Here is a 14945-nt window from a genome sequence, read left to right as displayed (position 1 = left end):
GAACGCATCCTGGACGCCGCTCAGGAGGCATGATCGGCCACGGCTACGACGGCGCATCCACCAAACCGAATCGCGGCCGCAGCCGCGTGGATGCTGGTGCGGATGATCGAGCACCTCACTGTCCGCTACATCCTGGACCGGCCCGACATCGACCGAAACGAGTTCCTCTACGAGATAACGACTTTGGCACTGAACTACCTGAGGATTCACGACGACCCGATGCGCCGTGCGCAAGTCTGGCGCTTCTCGCATTCCACGCAGTCGCGCGGAACCCCACCCGTGCCAGACGCCACCGACACTGTGCTGCAAGAGTTTTGCGGCGTCGAGATGAAGCGCGAGTAGAGTGACTTCGGTGGCCGTGGCTTCGTCGAATGACCGGATGATCGCCGGGGTCGCCGCTGCCGCCGTCGCGCTCGGTGTCGCCCAATTGGCCAGCATCCCGTTCGGTGCGCGGGCCGATGCCCGCACCGCCGTGGGTTCCGCGGTCGTCGACCTGACCCCGGGCCCCGTCCAGGAGTGGGCGATCCAAACGCTCGGTCCGCTCGACAAACCCTTCCTGGCCGTCGTCGTGCTCGTGGTGATCGCGACGATCGCGGCGATCGCCGGGACTCTCGAGACTCGGCGCCGCCCGTTCGGCAGCGCTGTGATCGCCGCGGCGGGCGTCCTTGGCTGCATTGCGGTGCTGTCCCGACCGGGCGGGACCGCACTCGACACGATCCCCACCGTCGTCGGCGCCGTGTGCGGCGTAGGGGTGCTGCGGGTGCTCAGCCGTCGGTTCTGGCCCGAGCCGGACGACGACGCAGACGACCAGAAGCAGGCAGATCCCGGCCGGCGCAGGTTGGTCATGTACGGGCTGCTCGGACTGGGCGTCGTCAGTGGGGTAGTGGGGGCACTCGGCGCGCGGCTGGCGCATTCGGTGGAAGCCGACCGTACGACATTCGCCCTGCCCCGACCGCGATCCCCGGCGCGCCCGATACCCACTGAGGTGCAGCCGAAGGGCGTTGCATTGCCGAGTTTTATCACGTCAAGTGCCGACTTCTACCGTGTCGACACCGCGCTGAGCGTTCCCCAGCTCAGCCGCCGCGACTGGCGCCTGCGTATCCATGGGATGGTGGATCGCGAGACCACCTACAACTTCGACGACCTCGCCCGCTTCGACATCGTCGAGACCGTGACCACGCTGACATGTGTATCCAATCCCGTTGGCGGAGACCTCATTTCAACGGGCATCTGGACGGGCTACCGGCTGGCGGACCTGCTGGCGGCGGCCGGTGTGCACCGGGACGCGGACATGGTGCTCTCCACCTCGATCGATGGATTCACCGTCGGCACCCCCGTGCAGGCTCTCACGGATGGCCGCGACGCGCTGCTGGCGGTCGGCCTCAACGGTCAACCGCTGCCGGTCGAGCACGGCTACCCGGCCCGCATGGTGGTACCCGGTCTCTATGGCTACGTGTCTGCCACCAAGTGGGTGGTGGATTTGGAGCTGACCCGGTTCGACAGGGCCAAGGCCTACTGGACGCGGCAGGGCTGGGCGGCGCAGGCGCCGATCAAGACGGAGTCGCGGATCGACGTGCCCAGAGGCGGCCAGAAGGTGCCGGTGGGGCCGGTGGTGTTCGGCGGCGTTGCGTGGGCACAAAATCGTGGTGTGCGGGCGGTCGAAGTCCGCATCGGCGACGGCGGTTGGGAGCCGGCCGAACTGGGCGCGAGTTATTCCAATGAGACATGGCGGTTGTGGAGCTTTGCGTGGCAGGCGAAAAACCCCGGCAGAGAAACCATCACCGTGCGGGCGATCGACAATACCGGTGCCGTCCAAACCGAAGAGCGCGCCAATCCCGTCCCCGACGGTGCCACCGGCTGGCACACGGCGAACTTCGCCGTCGTGCCGGCATAGCAACCTATTTCGACGTTAGTCTCCGCCAACTGATCACCGCGATCGTTATCCCTACGAGCGCCGTGATCGGCCCGATGACGGACCAGGTGGTGGTGTTGCTCATCGGGCTGCCGCCGAGCACCCCGAATCCCTGCAGTGCCCAGATCACACCGAACAACGCGACGATCACCCCGACCGCGAAGGCGACGACGAATCCTCTGCTCATAGAGGGACCCTACGTGCCGATTCGGCCGTCCGCTGCCGCTGCGGTACGAATGATGGGTGGCTGAGCCGACCATCCTGCTGCTGTCGACGTCCGACACGGACCTGATCAGCGCCCGATCCAGCGGGAAGAACTATCGATGGGCCAACCCGTCGCGGCTGTCGGAGGACGAACTGCCCGACCTGCTGACCGACGTCGCCATCGTGGTGGTGCGGATCCTCGGCGGCTACCGGGCCTGGCAGACCGGGATCGACACCGTCATCGCCAGCGGTGTGCCCACGGTGCTGGTCAGCGGGGAGCAGGCCGCCGACGCCGAGCTCACCGGGCTGTCGACATTGGCCGCCGGCATCGCGGTACAGGCGCACATCTACCTGGCTCACGGCGGGGTGGACAACCTGCGCCAGCTGCACGCCTTCCTCTCGGACACGGTGTTGATGACCGGGTTCGGGTTCACCCCGCCGGTCGTGACGCCGACGTGGGGCGAGCTGGCCCGGCCGGACGCGCCCGATCCCGGCGGCCCGACGATCGCCGTGTTGTATTACCGCGCCCAGCACCTGGCCGGCAACACCGGCTACGTCGAGTCGTTGTGCGAGGCCATCGAGGACGCCGGCGCGCGCCCGATGCCCGTCTACTGCGCGTCGCTGCGCACCGCCGAACCCGAACTGCTGCAACGGCTGAGCGCGGCCGACGCGATGGTCGTGACCGTCCTGGCGGCCGGCGGGCTCAAACCGGCCACCGCGTCCGCCGGCGGCGATGACGACAGCTGGAATGTCGAACACCTTGCCGCGCTGGACATTCCGATCCTCCAGGGATTGTGCCTGACCAGCCCGCGCGCCCAGTGGTGCGACAACGACGACGGACTGAGCCCGCTCGACGTGGCCAGTCAGGTGGCGGTGCCCGAGTTCGACGGCCGCATCATCACGGTGCCGTTCTCCTTCAAAGAGATCGACGAGGACGGCCTGATCTCCTATGTCGCGGACGCCGAACGCTGCGCCCGCGTCGCGGGCCTGGCGGTGCGGCACGCGGTATTGCGCCACGTCGCCCCAGCCGACAAACGGGTCGCCCTGGTGTTCTCGGCCTATCCCACCAAGCACGCCCGGATCGGCAACGCCGTCGGGCTGGACACGCCGGCCAGCGCCGTCGCGCTGCTGCGGGCGATGCGCGACCGCGGTTACCGGATCGGTGACCTGCCGGGCGTCGACGCGAACGATGGCGACGCCCTGATCCACGCGCTCATCGAACGCGGCGGCCAGGATCCCGACTGGCTCACGGAGGGGCAATTGGCCGGCAACCCGATCCGGGTTTCCGCCAAGGACTACCGCGCGTGGTTCGCGACGCTGCCCGCCGAATTCATTGACGCCATCGAGGCGCACTGGGGACCGCCGCCCGGGGAGCTGTTCGTCGATCGCAGCAACGATCCTGACGGTGAAATCGTCATCGCCGCAATCAAATCGGACAACGTGGTGCTGATGGTGCAGCCGCCCCGCGGCTTCGGCGAGAACCCGGTCGCCATCTACCACGACCCGGACCTGCCGCCCAGCCACCACTACCTCGCCGCCTACCGCTGGCTGGACGCCGGGTTCGGAACGCACGCGGTGGTGCACCTGGGCAAACACGGCAACCTCGAATGGCTGCCGGGTAAAACCCTGGGCATGTCAGCGGGCTGCGCACCGGATGCCGCGCTGGGCAACCTGCCGCTGATCTATCCGTTTTTGGTCAACGACCCCGGCGAGGGCACCCAGGCCAAGAGGCGCGCGCACGCGGTGCTCGTCGATCATCTCATCCCGCCAATGGCACGCGCCGAAACCTACGGGGACATCGCACGTTTGGAACAGCTGCTCGACGAGCATGCCAATGTCGCCGCGCTGGATCCTGGCAAGCTGCCGGCCATCCGCCAGCAGATCTGGACCCTCATCCGGGCCGCGAAGATGGACCACGACCTCGGGCTCACCGAACGTCCCGCCGAGGACTCGTTCGACGACATGCTGCTGCACGTCGACGGCTGGTTGTGCGAGATCAAGGATGTCCAGATCCGCGACGGCCTGCACATCCTCGGCCAAAAGCCCACGGGGGAGCCCGAACTGGACCTCGTGCTGGCGATCCTGCGTGCCCGCCAGTTGTTCGGCGGCGAGCACGCGATCCCCGGCCTGCGCCAGGCGTTGGGTCTGGCCGAGGACGGCAGCGACGAACGAACCAGTGTGGACGCGACTGAGGCCGCGGCGCGGGAGTTGGTCGCGGCGCTGCAGGCGTCCAGTTGGGATCCCGATGCGGTCGAACGGCTCACCGCCAACCCGGACGTGGCGCGAGTACTCCGGTTCGCGGCCACCGAAGTGGTGCCCCGGCTGGCCGGTAGCTCCGCCGAAATCGAGCAGGTGCTGCGCGCCCTGGACGGACGCTTCATCCCGGCCGGCCCCTCGGGGTCTCCGCTGCGTGGCCTGGTCAACGTCCTGCCTACCGGGCGTAACTTTTATTCCGTCGACCCCAAGGCCGTGCCGTCCCGACTGGCCTGGGAAGCCGGTATGGCACTGGCGGATTCGCTGCTCGCCCGCTACCGCGACGACCACGGCCGGTGGCCGCAATCGGTGGGGCTGTCGGTGTGGGGGACCTCGGCCATGCGCACAGCCGGCGACGACATCGCCGAAGTACTTGCGCTACTGGGCGTTCGGCCCGTGTGGGATGACGCGTCGCGCCGTGTCGTCGACCTCGCCGCGATTCCCCTGGCCGAGCTCGGGCGCCCCCGCATCGATGTGACGGTGCGGATCTCCGGCTTCTTCCGGGACGCCTTCCCGCATGTGGTGACGATGCTCGACGACGCGGTGCAGTTGGTCGCCGGCCTCGACGAACCCGCCGACGACAACTTCGTGCGGGCCCACGCCCAGGCCGACCTCGCCCAGCATGGCGATCAACGCCGTTCGACCACACGGATTTTCGGATCCAAGCCGGGCACCTACGGCGCCGGGCTGTTGCAGCTCATCGATAGCCGCAACTGGCGCGACGACGCCGATCTCGCCGCGGTCTACACCGCGTGGGGCGGGTTCGCCTACGGACGCGACCTGGACGGCCGCGAGGCGGTCGACGACATGAACCGGCAGTATCGGCGTATTGCGGTGGCCGCCAAAAACACCGACACCCGCGAACATGACATCGCCGACTCCGACGACTACTTCCAGTACCACGGCGGCATGGTGGCAACGGTGCGGGCGCTGACCGGCCAGGCGCCGGCGGCCTACATCGGCGACAACACCCGACCCGACGCGATCCGCACCCGCACCCTGTCGGAGGAGACGACGCGCGTGTTCCGCGCCCGGGTGGTCAATCCGCGCTGGATGGCGGCGATGCGGCGGCACGGCTACAAGGGAGCGTTCGAGATGGCGGCGACCGTGGACTATCTGTTCGGCTACGACGCGACGGCTCAGGTGATGGCGGACTGGATGTACGAACAGCTCACCGAGCGCTATGTGTTGGACCCGGAGAACCGGAAATTCATGACCGAGTCGAATCCCTGGGCGCTGCACGGCATGGCGGAACGGCTGCTGGAGGCGGCCGGGCGGGGCATGTGGGCGCAGCCGCAACCGGAGACCCTCGACGGGCTGCGCCGGGCGCTGCTGGAAACCGAGGGCGATCTGGAGGGCTGAGCGGCGCGGGCGCGGCCGCCCGCACACTCGGCACCGAACGAGTGGCCGGCTGCGCACTCGGCGCTAGATGAAGTCCGACCCCCCGTCCACGTTGACCGTCGCGCCGGTGACATAGCCATTCCGCCGCGACGCCAGGTAGGTGGTGATGGAAGCGACCTCTTCGGGAAGGCCGGCACGGCCGAGGTCGCAGGGTTGGTGAAAGTTGTTGTCGATCCAGGTCATGACGTCGACCGGGTTGGTGGCGTCGAGGCCATCGGCGGCGAGGATGTCCTTGAGGTTTTCGGTGAAGCTGGCGGTCACGATGGTCCCGGGACACACACAGTTGACCAGAATGCCGTCCTTGGCAAGGCTTTTCGACAGATTCTTGGTGACGCTGGCCAACGCCGCCTTCGACGCCGTGTAGGCGACGATGCGCGGGTTCTGGCGCTGGATCGAATGCGCGGACAACGTTACGATGCGGGCCCAATCCGCCGAGCGCAGCAGCGGCAAGGAGGCGCGGATCGATCGCACGGCCGACATCGTGCCGAGCGTGAACGCCTCGTCCCACTCGGCATCGTCCATCTGCTCGAAATAGCCGTCGCCCGGCCCGATCGTGTGGACCAGGCTGTTGAGGCGCCCCCAACGATCGGCGACGGCGGCGAACCCGACGGCGATGGATGCGGGATCGGTCATATCCACGCTGATCCCCACGGCGTCGGGAGCGCCGGCCCCGCGCAGCGATGCCACGGCCTCATCGAGCGCACCCTGGCTCCTGGCCATCACCGCCACTCTGGCCCCTTCGGCTGCAAGGGTTTCGGCGATAGCCAGCCCCATGCCCTTGCTGCCGCCGGTGACCACGGCCGTCGATCCCGCAAGACCCAGGTCCATCGCTAATCCCTTTCGATCATGTCGAACAAACCTGTTCGAGCGCCTCGGACGCCACGCCCAGCCCGCGCAGGCAAAACCGCTGAATGCGCCGGCGCAGATCCTCGCGGTCACAACCGCCCTTCGCCCAGTGCTGGTCGATCGCCGCCCATACCACCCCATGGATGAACCGGGCTTCGGTCACCGGATCGACCCGGTGAAAAACGCCGTCGCGCAGGCCCCGCCGAATCGCCTCGCTGAGCGGCGTGAGTATCTCCGCATATGCCGGCTGGACCAGACCGGGAGACGCGAAGATCTGCGATTGAGCTTCTAACGACAGGCGCCGCAGATCGTTTCCGAGGCGGACGTCGAATGCCAGGTCCAGCCTGCCGTCGATCCATGCCGCGACGGCCTCGATTTCCGTTGCTGTACAGGACATTCGACGCGTGAGCCGCCGCCTTTCGGTGCGCGCACCCTCCAGGAAGACCGCGGCCACCAGTTCATCCTTCGACCCGAAGTGCCGATAGAACGCCCGCGTGCTCAAGGCGGCCCGTTGCAGGACGGCGGCGATGCTGAGGCCGTCGACTCCACGTTCGCGCAACGTTGTCGTCGCCGCGGCCAGGAGCTGGCGGCGCACCGCCGGATCGGGGCCCAGCTTCTCGCGTTGCCGCATGCGGGGAGCGCTCACAATTGCCTGCATCTCTCGGGACCGGTCCTTAAGTGAAAATGACGTTTTCACTTAAGGTCTTATGACTATCGCAGCGAGGCGGTGAGAATGTCAACGCCGAATCGCCAACGACGGTAGGTTGACAGCGTGACGCCAACCTTTGCCGATCTCGCCAAGGCGCAATACATCTTGCTGACCACCTTCACCAAGGACGGCAGGCCCAAGCCGACGCCCATCTGGGCCGCCATGAATCAGGGCCGGCTCCTGGTCATCACCCAGGAAAAGTCGTGGAAGGTCAAGCGGATTCGCAACACTCCACGCGTCACGTTGGCCACCTGCACGATGAACGGCCGCCCGACCAGCGAGGCCGTCGAGGGGACCGCCGTCATCCTCGACAAGTCGCAAACGGCCGCGGTCTACGATGCGATCGGCAAGCGTTACGGCATCGTGGGCAAGGTGTTCAACTTGTTCAGCAAGCTGCGCGGCGGCATGGAAAACAACGTCGGGCTCGAGCTGAAAGTCGTTTGAACGCTACGCCGTTGCCCCGGCCGCCAGGTGCTCGCCGAAGAACGCGAAAACGCGGTGCCAGGCGTCCTCGGTGGCGGCCTCGTTATAGCCGAAACCGGTGATCCGAAGCAGACCCTGCGCGGGAAGCTCGTTGGCGAAGCTGTGCCCGGCGCCGGGATAGACCTTCACATCGGCGGTGATGTTCTTGTCCGCGATCGTCTTGCGCAGCTTTTCGGGTGCACCCCGACCCAGCGGGTCGCGCGCACCCAGGCTGGCCACGATCGGGCACGCCCCATCAAGCGTCTTGTCCAGATTGCGGGGAAGGGGAGTGCTGTAGAACGGCGCGGCAGCACCAAAACCCTTGGGCGACATGACGAGTGCAAACTGGCCGCCCATACAGAAGCCCGCGATGCCCACCTGGCCCGAACATTCCGGCATGGCCTTGAGGTGATCGCGTGCGGACAGGATGTCATCGAGGGCCCGGCCGCGCTGCGTCTGCAGCTCCTTCATGACCCGGGAGATGCAGCGGATCCGGCCGCCGCGGGCGTACATGTTCGGGGTGAGGGCCAGATAACCCGCCCGGGCGATGCGATCGTTGGTCGACTGCTTGTCCCGGCCGTAGCCGAACGCGTCGTGGATCACCACCACACCCGGCCAAGGGCCCTGGCCCGGCGGTGTGCTCAGTAACGCATCGATCGGTCCGTCGGGGGTATCGATCTGAATCGTCGTCATAGCGTCATCTAACTGCAATCGCCGGGGATCGCACCACGGGAACTCCGACGCGGTTCGCGGACGTTGACCTGACATGGTGTCGCGGCTGTTGCTCCTCTATGCCGTCGTCGAACTCGCGGTGATCTTCGCGCTGGTGTCGACGATCGGATGGGGTTGGACCCTGCTGTTGCTGTTGGCGACCTTCCTGCTCGGGTGGGGCATCGTCGCCCCGATGGCAGGGTCCCACCTCATCCGTCGGATCGGGCGATTGCGCTCCGGGTTGGCCGCATCACGCGACGTGGCCGGCGACGGCGCGCTGGTCAGTGTGGCCGCGCTGCTCGTGCTCGTTCCCGGGCTGGTCAGCACCGCGCTGGGTTTGTTGCTGCTCATTCCGCCGGTCCGGTCGGTCGCCGCCCCCGGTTTGGGCGCCATGGCGATGCGCACGTTGCGCCGCCAGATGCCGGGCATCAGTTACGTGAGCACCTTCCGCCCGGATCCGTATCCGGCCGCTCCTTACCCGGGTGACGCCCGCGGCCGCGGCGACTACATCGACGGCGAGGTCATCGACGTCATAGAAGTCGAGCCGGTGCGAACGCAACGCTTCGACGGGCGCTGAGGCGGCTCGCATCGTGCACATCCGCTGATCGTTATCGCCGCGCGAACCGTTGCACGTAGTTTTGGGGCGTGGTCGATGGTCCCGTTCCTCCTCAGGCCGTTTCACGGCCTGCATCGTCACGGGACGGGGTCGATAACCCCGCCCCGGTGACTCTGCTCATCAACGGCCGGGTGCACAGCCCCGCTCACCCCGACGCGACCGCGATGGCGGTCCGCGGCGGCGTCATCGCCTGGTTGGGCAGCGACGAGGTCGGCCGGACCATGTTCCCCGAGGCCGACATCGAAGATGTCGACGGCGGTTTCGTGGCGCCGGGATTCGTCGACAGCCACATCCACCTGACCGCTACCGGCCTCACACTGAGCGGGCTGGATCTGCGCCGGGTCGGCTCGCGCGCGCAGTGCCTGCACATGATCGCCGACTACGCCGCCGCCCACCCGGGCCAACCGATATGGGGGCACGGCTGGGACGAAACCGCCTGGGCGGAAGCAGTCCCGCCCGGCACCCGTGACCTCGACGCCGTCCTCGGCGACCGCCCCGCTTACCTGACACGCGTGGACGTGCACTCCGCGCTGGCCTCGACGGGCCTGCGCCGGCTCGTCGCCGAGCTCCCGTCGGCGGCCGGCTTCAGTGCGGAGGGGCCGCTCGCCGGCGACGCGCACCATCTGGTGCGCGCCGCCGCCCGCGACCTGCTGACCGCCGAGCAGCTCGCCGAAGCCCGCGCCGCGGCGCTCCACGCCGCCGCGGGGGCCGGCATCGTCGCCGTGCACGAGTGCGCCGGACCTCAGATCGGCGGGATCGACGACTGGCGGCAGCTGCGGGCGCTCGAACACGGTGTCGAAGTGATCGGCTACTGGGGCGAGCCGGTGCGCACCCCCGACGAGGCACGGGAGCTGCTGGCCGCCACCGGGGCTCGCGGGCTGGCCGGTGATTTGTTCGTCGACGGCGCGATCGGGTCGCGCACCGCCTGGCTGCACGAGCCCTATGCCGACGCACCCGACCGCTCCGGCACCAGCTATCTCGACGCCGACGCCGTGGAGGCCCACGTGCGGGCGTGCACCGCGGCCGAGATCACCGCCGGCTTCCACGTGATCGGAGATGCCGCCGTCGCCACCGCGGTGGACGCGTTCGAGCGGGTCGCCGCGGACCTCGGGCCGGTCGCCGTCGCCCGGTGCGGGCACCGCCTCGAGCACGTCGAGATGATCAACGCCGAGCAGGCCATGAAACTGGGTCAATGGGGCGTCATCGCCAGCGTGCAGTCCAATTTCGATGCGCTCTGGGGCGGCGCCGACGGCATGTATGCGCGGCGGCTCGGCGCTGAGCGAGGCAGTCGGCTCAACCCGTTTGCGCTGTTAGCATCCCAAGGCGTGCCCCTCGCGCTAGGTTCCGACGCCCCGGTGACGGGTTTCGACCCGTGGGCAAGCGTGCGTGCGGCCGTCAACCATCGCACCACGGGCAGCGCGGTCTCGGCGCGGGCCGCGTTTGCCGCCGCCACCCGCGGTGGCTGGCGGGCCGCCGGCGTCCGCGACGGCAAGGCGGGCACCCTGACGCCGGGTGCGCCGGCGTCCTACGCCATCTGGGATACGGGAACGCTGGAGGTGCATGCACCGCGCGACACCGTGCAGCGCTGGTCGACCGATCCGCGTTCCCGGGTGCCCGCGTTGCCGCGCCTGGGCCCGACCGATGCCCTGCCGCGATGCCGGCGAACCGTGCATCGGGGCGCTGTCATCCATGGCTAGGGACTGGCCCGGCGGCCAACCGCCGGACCACGACGAACCCCCGGACCAGACCACTGCGGACGATCCGGGGGACCAGCAGCCCGACCCGATCTGCGACGAGGCCGAATCGGAGCGCGACGACGAGCCCGCCGACATCCACCCCGACAAGCGCGCACGATTGACCGATCGACTGGCCAGCGCGGTGCGCCGGACGGCCACCGGGTTGGTGACCGCGGTCATCGCGCGGCTGCCCGCCGCCCAGGCCGCCATGCTGCCCCGGCTGACCCGGTTGATCTGCGCCGTCGTGGGCGGCCTGCTGCTGTGTGCCAGCTTCCCGACACTGAACTGGTGGTGGGGCGCCGTCGTCGCGGCGGCGTTGCTGGCGTGGGTGCTGACCCACCCCGCGACGACGCCGGCGGGCGGGCTGGGTTATGCGTTCCTCTTCGGGCTGGCGTTCTACCTACCACTGCTGCCGTGGGTCGGGCTGCTGGTCGGTTCCGTTCCGTGGCTCGCGCTGGCGGCGGTTTCGGCGCTGTTTCCCGCCGCATTCGGCCTGTTCGCCGTCCTCGTTCGCGGGCTGCCCGGCTGGCCGATCTGGTTCGCACTGGTGTGGGCGGCACAGGAATGGCTGAAGTCGGTCTTCCCGTTCGGCGGCTTCCCCTGGGGTTCGGTGGCCTTCGGCCAAACACATGGACCGTTCCTGCCGCTGGTTCAGCTCGGCGGCGTCGCGCTGCTGTCCGCGGCGATCATGCTGGTGGGCTTCAGCGCGACCGCCATCGCGCTGGAAATCGTGAAGTGGTGGCGCTCGGGTCACCCGCTGCGCGACGCGGCCGACGGCGCGGACACCGCGCCGCCGCCGGCGGTGGTATTGCCCGGCGTCTGCATCTGCCTGGTGCTGCTCGCCTCGGTCCTCGTCTGGCCGCAGGTGCGGCACGCCGGCACCGGCTCGGGCGGCGAACCGTCGGTGACCGTCGCGGCGGTGCAAGGAAACGTGCCGCGGCTGGGCTTCGAGTTCAACGAGCAGCGACGAGCCGTGCTGGACAACCACGTCCGCGAGACCCTGGCGCTGGCCGACGACGTGCGTGCCGGGGCCGCGCCGCAACCACAGTTCGTGATCTGGCCGGAAGATTCCTCCGACATCGACCCGTTGGTCAACCCGGACGCCGCACTCGAGATATCGCAGGCCGCGGCGGCGATCGGCGCCCCGATCCTGATCGGCAGCGTGCTCGAAGTCCCCGGGCGCCCTCCCGAGGATCCCCACTACACGAACACCATGATCGTGTGGAACCCGTCCACCGGGCCGGCCGAACGCCACGACAAGGAGATCGTGCAGCCGTTCGGCGAGTACCTGCCGATGCCCTGGCTGTTCAAACATCTATCGGGGTACGCCGGCCGCGCCGGAAGCATGGTGCCCTGGCCGGGCAGTGACGTCGTACACATGGCGGGGGTGCCAGTCGGGGTCGCGACGTGTTGGGAAGTGATCTTCGACCGCGTCCCCCGACATGCGGTCCTGGGCGGCGCCCAGCTGCTGGCCGTGCCGGCCAACAACGCCACCTTCAACAAGAAGATGAGCGAACAGCAGCTGGCGTTCGCCAAGGTCAGGGCCGTCGAGCACGACCGCTACGTGGTGGTCGCGGGCACGACGGGGATCAGCGCCGTCATCGCGCCGGACGGCGGCGAGTTGGCGCGCACCGACTTCTTCGCGCCCGCGTACCTGGACATGCCGGTGCGTCTCAAGACCAAGTTGACGCCGGCGACCCGCTGGGCGCCGCTGCTGCAGTGGGTCATGGTGGCAGCGGCCGGGGCGGTCATTTTGGCCGGGATACGGCACAATGGATGGTTCCCGCGTCCGATTCGTCTCAGGCCCAGGTCCTCGGGTCGGTCGGCACGTCCTTCCAAAACGGCCGGTACGACCCCGGGCGCACACCCGCCCGGCGAGCACAACTCAGACGCCGCGCCCGACGAGGGCGGGGATCACACGCCGGCAGACGACGGCGGGTGACGACACTCCGTCCCACCGGGGACGGCCGACTTTCTTTCGATTTCGGGCGACACAGAGGAGCTACATGACCACCGGCCAGTCGGCGCCCCACGCCCCGGGCAATCGTCCCAGCCAGCGCGTCTTGGTGATCATCCCGACCTACAACGAGCTGGAGAACCTGCCGGTAATCCACCGACGCCTCAGGGACGCGTGCCCGCACGTGCACCTGCTCATCGTGGACGACAGCAGCCCCGACGGCACCGGCCAGCTGGCCGACGAGCTGGCCGCGGCCGACTCCGGTCGCACCCACGTCATGCACCGCACCGCCAAGGACGGCCTGGGCGCGGCGTACCTGGCGGGCTTCGCCTGGGGATTGAGCCGCGACTATTCGGTGCTCGTCGAAATGGACGCCGACGGCAGCCACGCGCCCGAACAGCTGCACCGCCTACTGGACGCGGTCGACGACGGCGCCGACCTGGCCATCGGTTCGCGCTACGTCGACGGCGGGACGGTCCGCAACTGGCCGTGGCGGCGCTGGGCGCTGTCCTGGACGGCCAACACCTATGCGCGGCTGGCGCTGGGCATCGGGGTGCACGACATCACCGCCGGCTACCGCGCCTACCGCCGCGAGGTCCTCGAGGCGATCGATCTCGACGGCGTCGACTCCAAGGGTTACTGCTTCCAGATCGACCTGACGTGGCGCACCATCTGCAACGGCTTCACCATCGTCGAGGCGCCCATCACGTTCACCGAGCGCGAGCTCGGCGTGTCCAAGATGAGCGGATCCAACATCCGCGAAGCCCTGGTCAAAGTGACCCGGTGGGGTGTCCAGGGCCGTCGGTCGGGCACGCGGGCCAGCAGGGCCGACAACCGCAGCTGAACCGCGGGGTCAGCCCCGCCGACGGGTCTTGATGATCTCGAGGCGCTCCTTGAGCAGCTCTTCGAGTTCTTCCACCGAGCGGCGCTCCAGCAGCATGTCCCAGTGCGTGCGCGGCGGCTTGACCTTCTTCGGTTCGGGCAGGTCACCCTCGATCAGGGTGCCTTCCAGGCCGTTGCGGCACAGCCAGGTGCCGGGGATTTCGGCGTCGTCGGCGAAGGGAACCTCGAACTCCTCGCCATTCTCGGTGCGGTACTTCGCGAGCTGGCGCGGTGCCAGGTCATGATTGCGGTCGGTCTCGTAGCTCACGGCTCCGAGGCGACTGCCCCTCAGTACGCGATCGGCCATGGGTGCTACTCCTTTGACGTCGTTTCGGAGCTCTGCGGCCCCTGTAGTGCAATTCTCTCTCGATTAGCAACGCTGCGGCGATCTGCGCAGTTCCCCGGCGGACGGCCGGCATACGCGACGCGACCCTCAATGATACCGGGATCGCTGAACAATCCCGACTAATGTCGCAGGCGTGAGCCGCCGTACCCACCCGCAGCCCTGCCGCTGGTGCGGTCGAGACGTCACCGATGCGGGAATGGGCCGCCGCCGCCAGTACTGCCGGCAGTCGTGCCGGCAGCGGGCCTACGAGCAACGGGCGTCCTTGAACCGGCATGGCGCGGCAGCCGTGCCCGACGACGCGGTGGTGTTGTCGGCCGACGACGCGGCGGACCTCTCGGATCGCGTCTACCAGGTTCGCTGCGCCGCCGAGGACGTCGCCACCGCCCTCGAGGAAGGCGCCGCGGCCACCGAGCTGCGCCAGCTGTGCGACACCCTCATCCACGCCGCCCGGGCCGCCGACGGCTGGCGCCGAGCGGGTGTCTGAAGGCTTGTCTGAAAGCGTTGCCCGGCCCGTGCCGCCCGGACCAGACGCGCCGCCGAACTTCCCACGACACGCGCCTGACCACCAACTATGGCCAGCCGGGTACAGTCTCGCCATGGACCACGGGCCACGTCTAGCGCGAACCGTCGTCCACCGAGCTCACCGGGCTCCCCGCGGCGCATCTCGCCCGAGCGGGGCGTCGCACCTGTCCAAGCCGGTCCTCCTGTAGCAGCCGGGAGTAGCGGACGTTTTGAAATCCAGTCGGAGTTGGCCATACTCACCAGCAATATTCTTGGGCCGGAGAGCAGCACGACGCTGGCCGCACGAAACACGGCGTCGCCTTGTGCAGCAAATCCCGTGAATCGGCGACAACCGCATCCGGCGGGACAAGACGGCCACACATTAGGTGAGGGTTAGGGCGAGGTTTAG

The 14945-nt window shown here is 68.6% G+C and carries 12 protein-coding genes and 1 pseudogene; 8 read left to right on the top strand and 5 right to left on the bottom strand.

What is annotated here, in order from left to right; all coding sequences use genetic code 11:
* Positions 1-102: 102 nt before the first annotated feature.
* Together ACZ50Z_RS09385 and ACZ50Z_RS09380 are read left to right on the top strand one after the other, a co-directional pair.
* Positions 103-342, top strand: coding sequence for a hypothetical protein (locus ACZ50Z_RS09385; RefSeq protein ID WP_464483302.1), 240 nt, complete (start codon positions 103-105; stop codon positions 340-342).
* A 1-nt stretch (position 343) separates the two neighbouring features.
* Positions 344-1894, top strand: coding sequence for a molybdopterin-dependent oxidoreductase (locus tag ACZ50Z_RS09380; RefSeq protein ID WP_464483301.1), 1551 nt, complete (start codon positions 344-346; stop codon positions 1892-1894).
* Positions 1895-1898: 4 nt separating this feature from the next.
* Here the strand turns inward: ACZ50Z_RS09380 and ACZ50Z_RS09375 are convergent, their stop codons facing one another.
* Entirely contained in the window at positions 1899-2099 is a 201-nt protein-coding gene (locus ACZ50Z_RS09375) for a hypothetical protein (protein WP_464483300.1), read from the bottom strand.
* A 56-nt stretch (positions 2100-2155) separates the two neighbouring features.
* Between ACZ50Z_RS09375 and cobN the strand changes: the two genes are divergently transcribed.
* Complete coding sequence (cobN, locus tag ACZ50Z_RS09370; RefSeq protein ID WP_464483299.1) at positions 2156-5731, top strand: cobaltochelatase subunit CobN; 3576 nt, start codon at positions 2156-2158, stop codon at positions 5729-5731.
* A 63-nt stretch (positions 5732-5794) separates the two neighbouring features.
* On the opposite strand, the gene ACZ50Z_RS09365 is transcribed toward cobN, so the two are convergent.
* Together ACZ50Z_RS09365 and ACZ50Z_RS09360 are read right to left on the bottom strand one after the other, a co-directional pair.
* A complete protein-coding gene (locus tag ACZ50Z_RS09365) occupies positions 5795-6598 on the bottom strand; it encodes an SDR family NAD(P)-dependent oxidoreductase (protein ID WP_464486150.1) in 804 nt (267 codons plus the stop codon).
* A gap of 16 nt (positions 6599-6614) precedes the next feature.
* Positions 6615-7274: a TetR/AcrR family transcriptional regulator gene (locus ACZ50Z_RS09360; RefSeq protein WP_464483298.1), complete on the bottom strand. Its 660-nt coding sequence runs from the start codon at positions 7272-7274 to the stop codon at positions 6615-6617.
* 114 nt (positions 7275-7388) lie between these two features.
* Between ACZ50Z_RS09360 and ACZ50Z_RS09355 the strand changes: the two genes are divergently transcribed.
* Positions 7389-7769, top strand: coding sequence for a PPOX class F420-dependent oxidoreductase (locus ACZ50Z_RS09355; RefSeq protein ID WP_464483297.1), 381 nt, complete (start codon positions 7389-7391; stop codon positions 7767-7769).
* Between the two features lie 3 nt (positions 7770-7772).
* On the opposite strand, the gene ACZ50Z_RS09350 is transcribed toward ACZ50Z_RS09355, so the two are convergent.
* Positions 7773-8480, bottom strand: a complete 708-nt coding sequence (locus tag ACZ50Z_RS09350; protein WP_464483296.1) for a dienelactone hydrolase family protein — start codon at positions 8478-8480, stop codon at positions 7773-7775.
* A gap of 73 nt (positions 8481-8553) precedes the next feature.
* On the opposite strand from ACZ50Z_RS09350, the gene ACZ50Z_RS09345 reads away from it, so the two are divergent.
* The 3 genes and pseudogenes from ACZ50Z_RS09345 to lnt all read left to right on the top strand — a co-directional run bounded on the left by ACZ50Z_RS09345 (position 8554) and on the right by lnt (position 13651).
* The gene (locus ACZ50Z_RS09345; RefSeq protein ID WP_464483295.1) at positions 8554-9075 is read left to right on the top strand and encodes an FxsA family protein; all 522 of its coding nucleotides are present in this window, start codon (positions 8554-8556) and stop codon (positions 9073-9075) included.
* A 203-nt stretch (positions 9076-9278) separates the two neighbouring features.
* Positions 9279-10811, top strand: a complete 1533-nt coding sequence (locus ACZ50Z_RS09340) for an amidohydrolase (RefSeq protein ID WP_464486149.1) — start codon at positions 9279-9281, stop codon at positions 10809-10811.
* A 247-nt stretch (positions 10812-11058) separates the two neighbouring features.
* Positions 11059-13651: pseudogene (gene lnt / locus ACZ50Z_RS09335) on the top strand (apolipoprotein N-acyltransferase).
* A gap of 9 nt (positions 13652-13660) precedes the next feature.
* Here the strand turns inward: lnt and ACZ50Z_RS09330 are convergent.
* Positions 13661-13996 carry an RNA polymerase-binding protein RbpA gene (locus ACZ50Z_RS09330; RefSeq protein ID WP_007770897.1) on the bottom strand — a complete coding sequence of 112 codons (336 nt, stop codon included), beginning with the start codon at positions 13994-13996 and terminating at the stop codon, positions 13661-13663.
* Positions 13997-14168: 172 nt separating this feature from the next.
* Here ACZ50Z_RS09330 and ACZ50Z_RS09325 point away from each other — a divergent pair, with 172 nt between their 5' ends.
* Entirely contained in the window at positions 14169-14519 is a 351-nt protein-coding gene (locus ACZ50Z_RS09325) for a hypothetical protein (protein ID WP_464483294.1), read from the top strand.
* The last annotated feature ends 426 nt before the right edge of the window (positions 14520-14945 follow it).

Source organism: Mycobacterium sp. NTMscope_MAC_269, assembly GCF_976985695.1.
Note: the sequence above shows the minus strand (reverse complement) of the source record. Positions and strands in the feature narration are given on the sequence as shown.

Excerpts from the sequence above, each read along its gene's own strand:
- ACZ50Z_RS09385 (WP_464483302.1), top strand. The coding sequence starts at position 103 with ATGATCGAGCACCTCACTGTCCGCTACATCCTGGACCGGCCCGACATC.
- ACZ50Z_RS09375 (WP_464483300.1), bottom strand. The coding sequence starts at position 2,099 with ATGAGCAGAGGATTCGTCGTCGCCTTCGCGGTCGGGGTGATCGTCGCG.
- ACZ50Z_RS09365 (WP_464486150.1), bottom strand. The coding sequence starts at position 6,598 with ATGGACCTGGGTCTTGCGGGATCGACGGCCGTGGTCACCGGCGGCAGC.
- ACZ50Z_RS09360 (WP_464483298.1), bottom strand. The coding sequence starts at position 7,274 with ATGCAGGCAATTGTGAGCGCTCCCCGCATGCGGCAACGCGAGAAGCTG.
- ACZ50Z_RS09350 (WP_464483296.1), bottom strand. The coding sequence starts at position 8,480 with ATGACGACGATTCAGATCGATACCCCCGACGGACCGATCGATGCGTTA.
- ACZ50Z_RS09345 (WP_464483295.1), top strand. The coding sequence starts at position 8,554 with ATGGTGTCGCGGCTGTTGCTCCTCTATGCCGTCGTCGAACTCGCGGTG.
- ACZ50Z_RS09340 (WP_464486149.1), top strand. The coding sequence starts at position 9,279 with ATGGCGGTCCGCGGCGGCGTCATCGCCTGGTTGGGCAGCGACGAGGTC.
- ACZ50Z_RS09330 (WP_007770897.1), bottom strand. The coding sequence starts at position 13,996 with ATGGCCGATCGCGTACTGAGGGGCAGTCGCCTCGGAGCCGTGAGCTAC.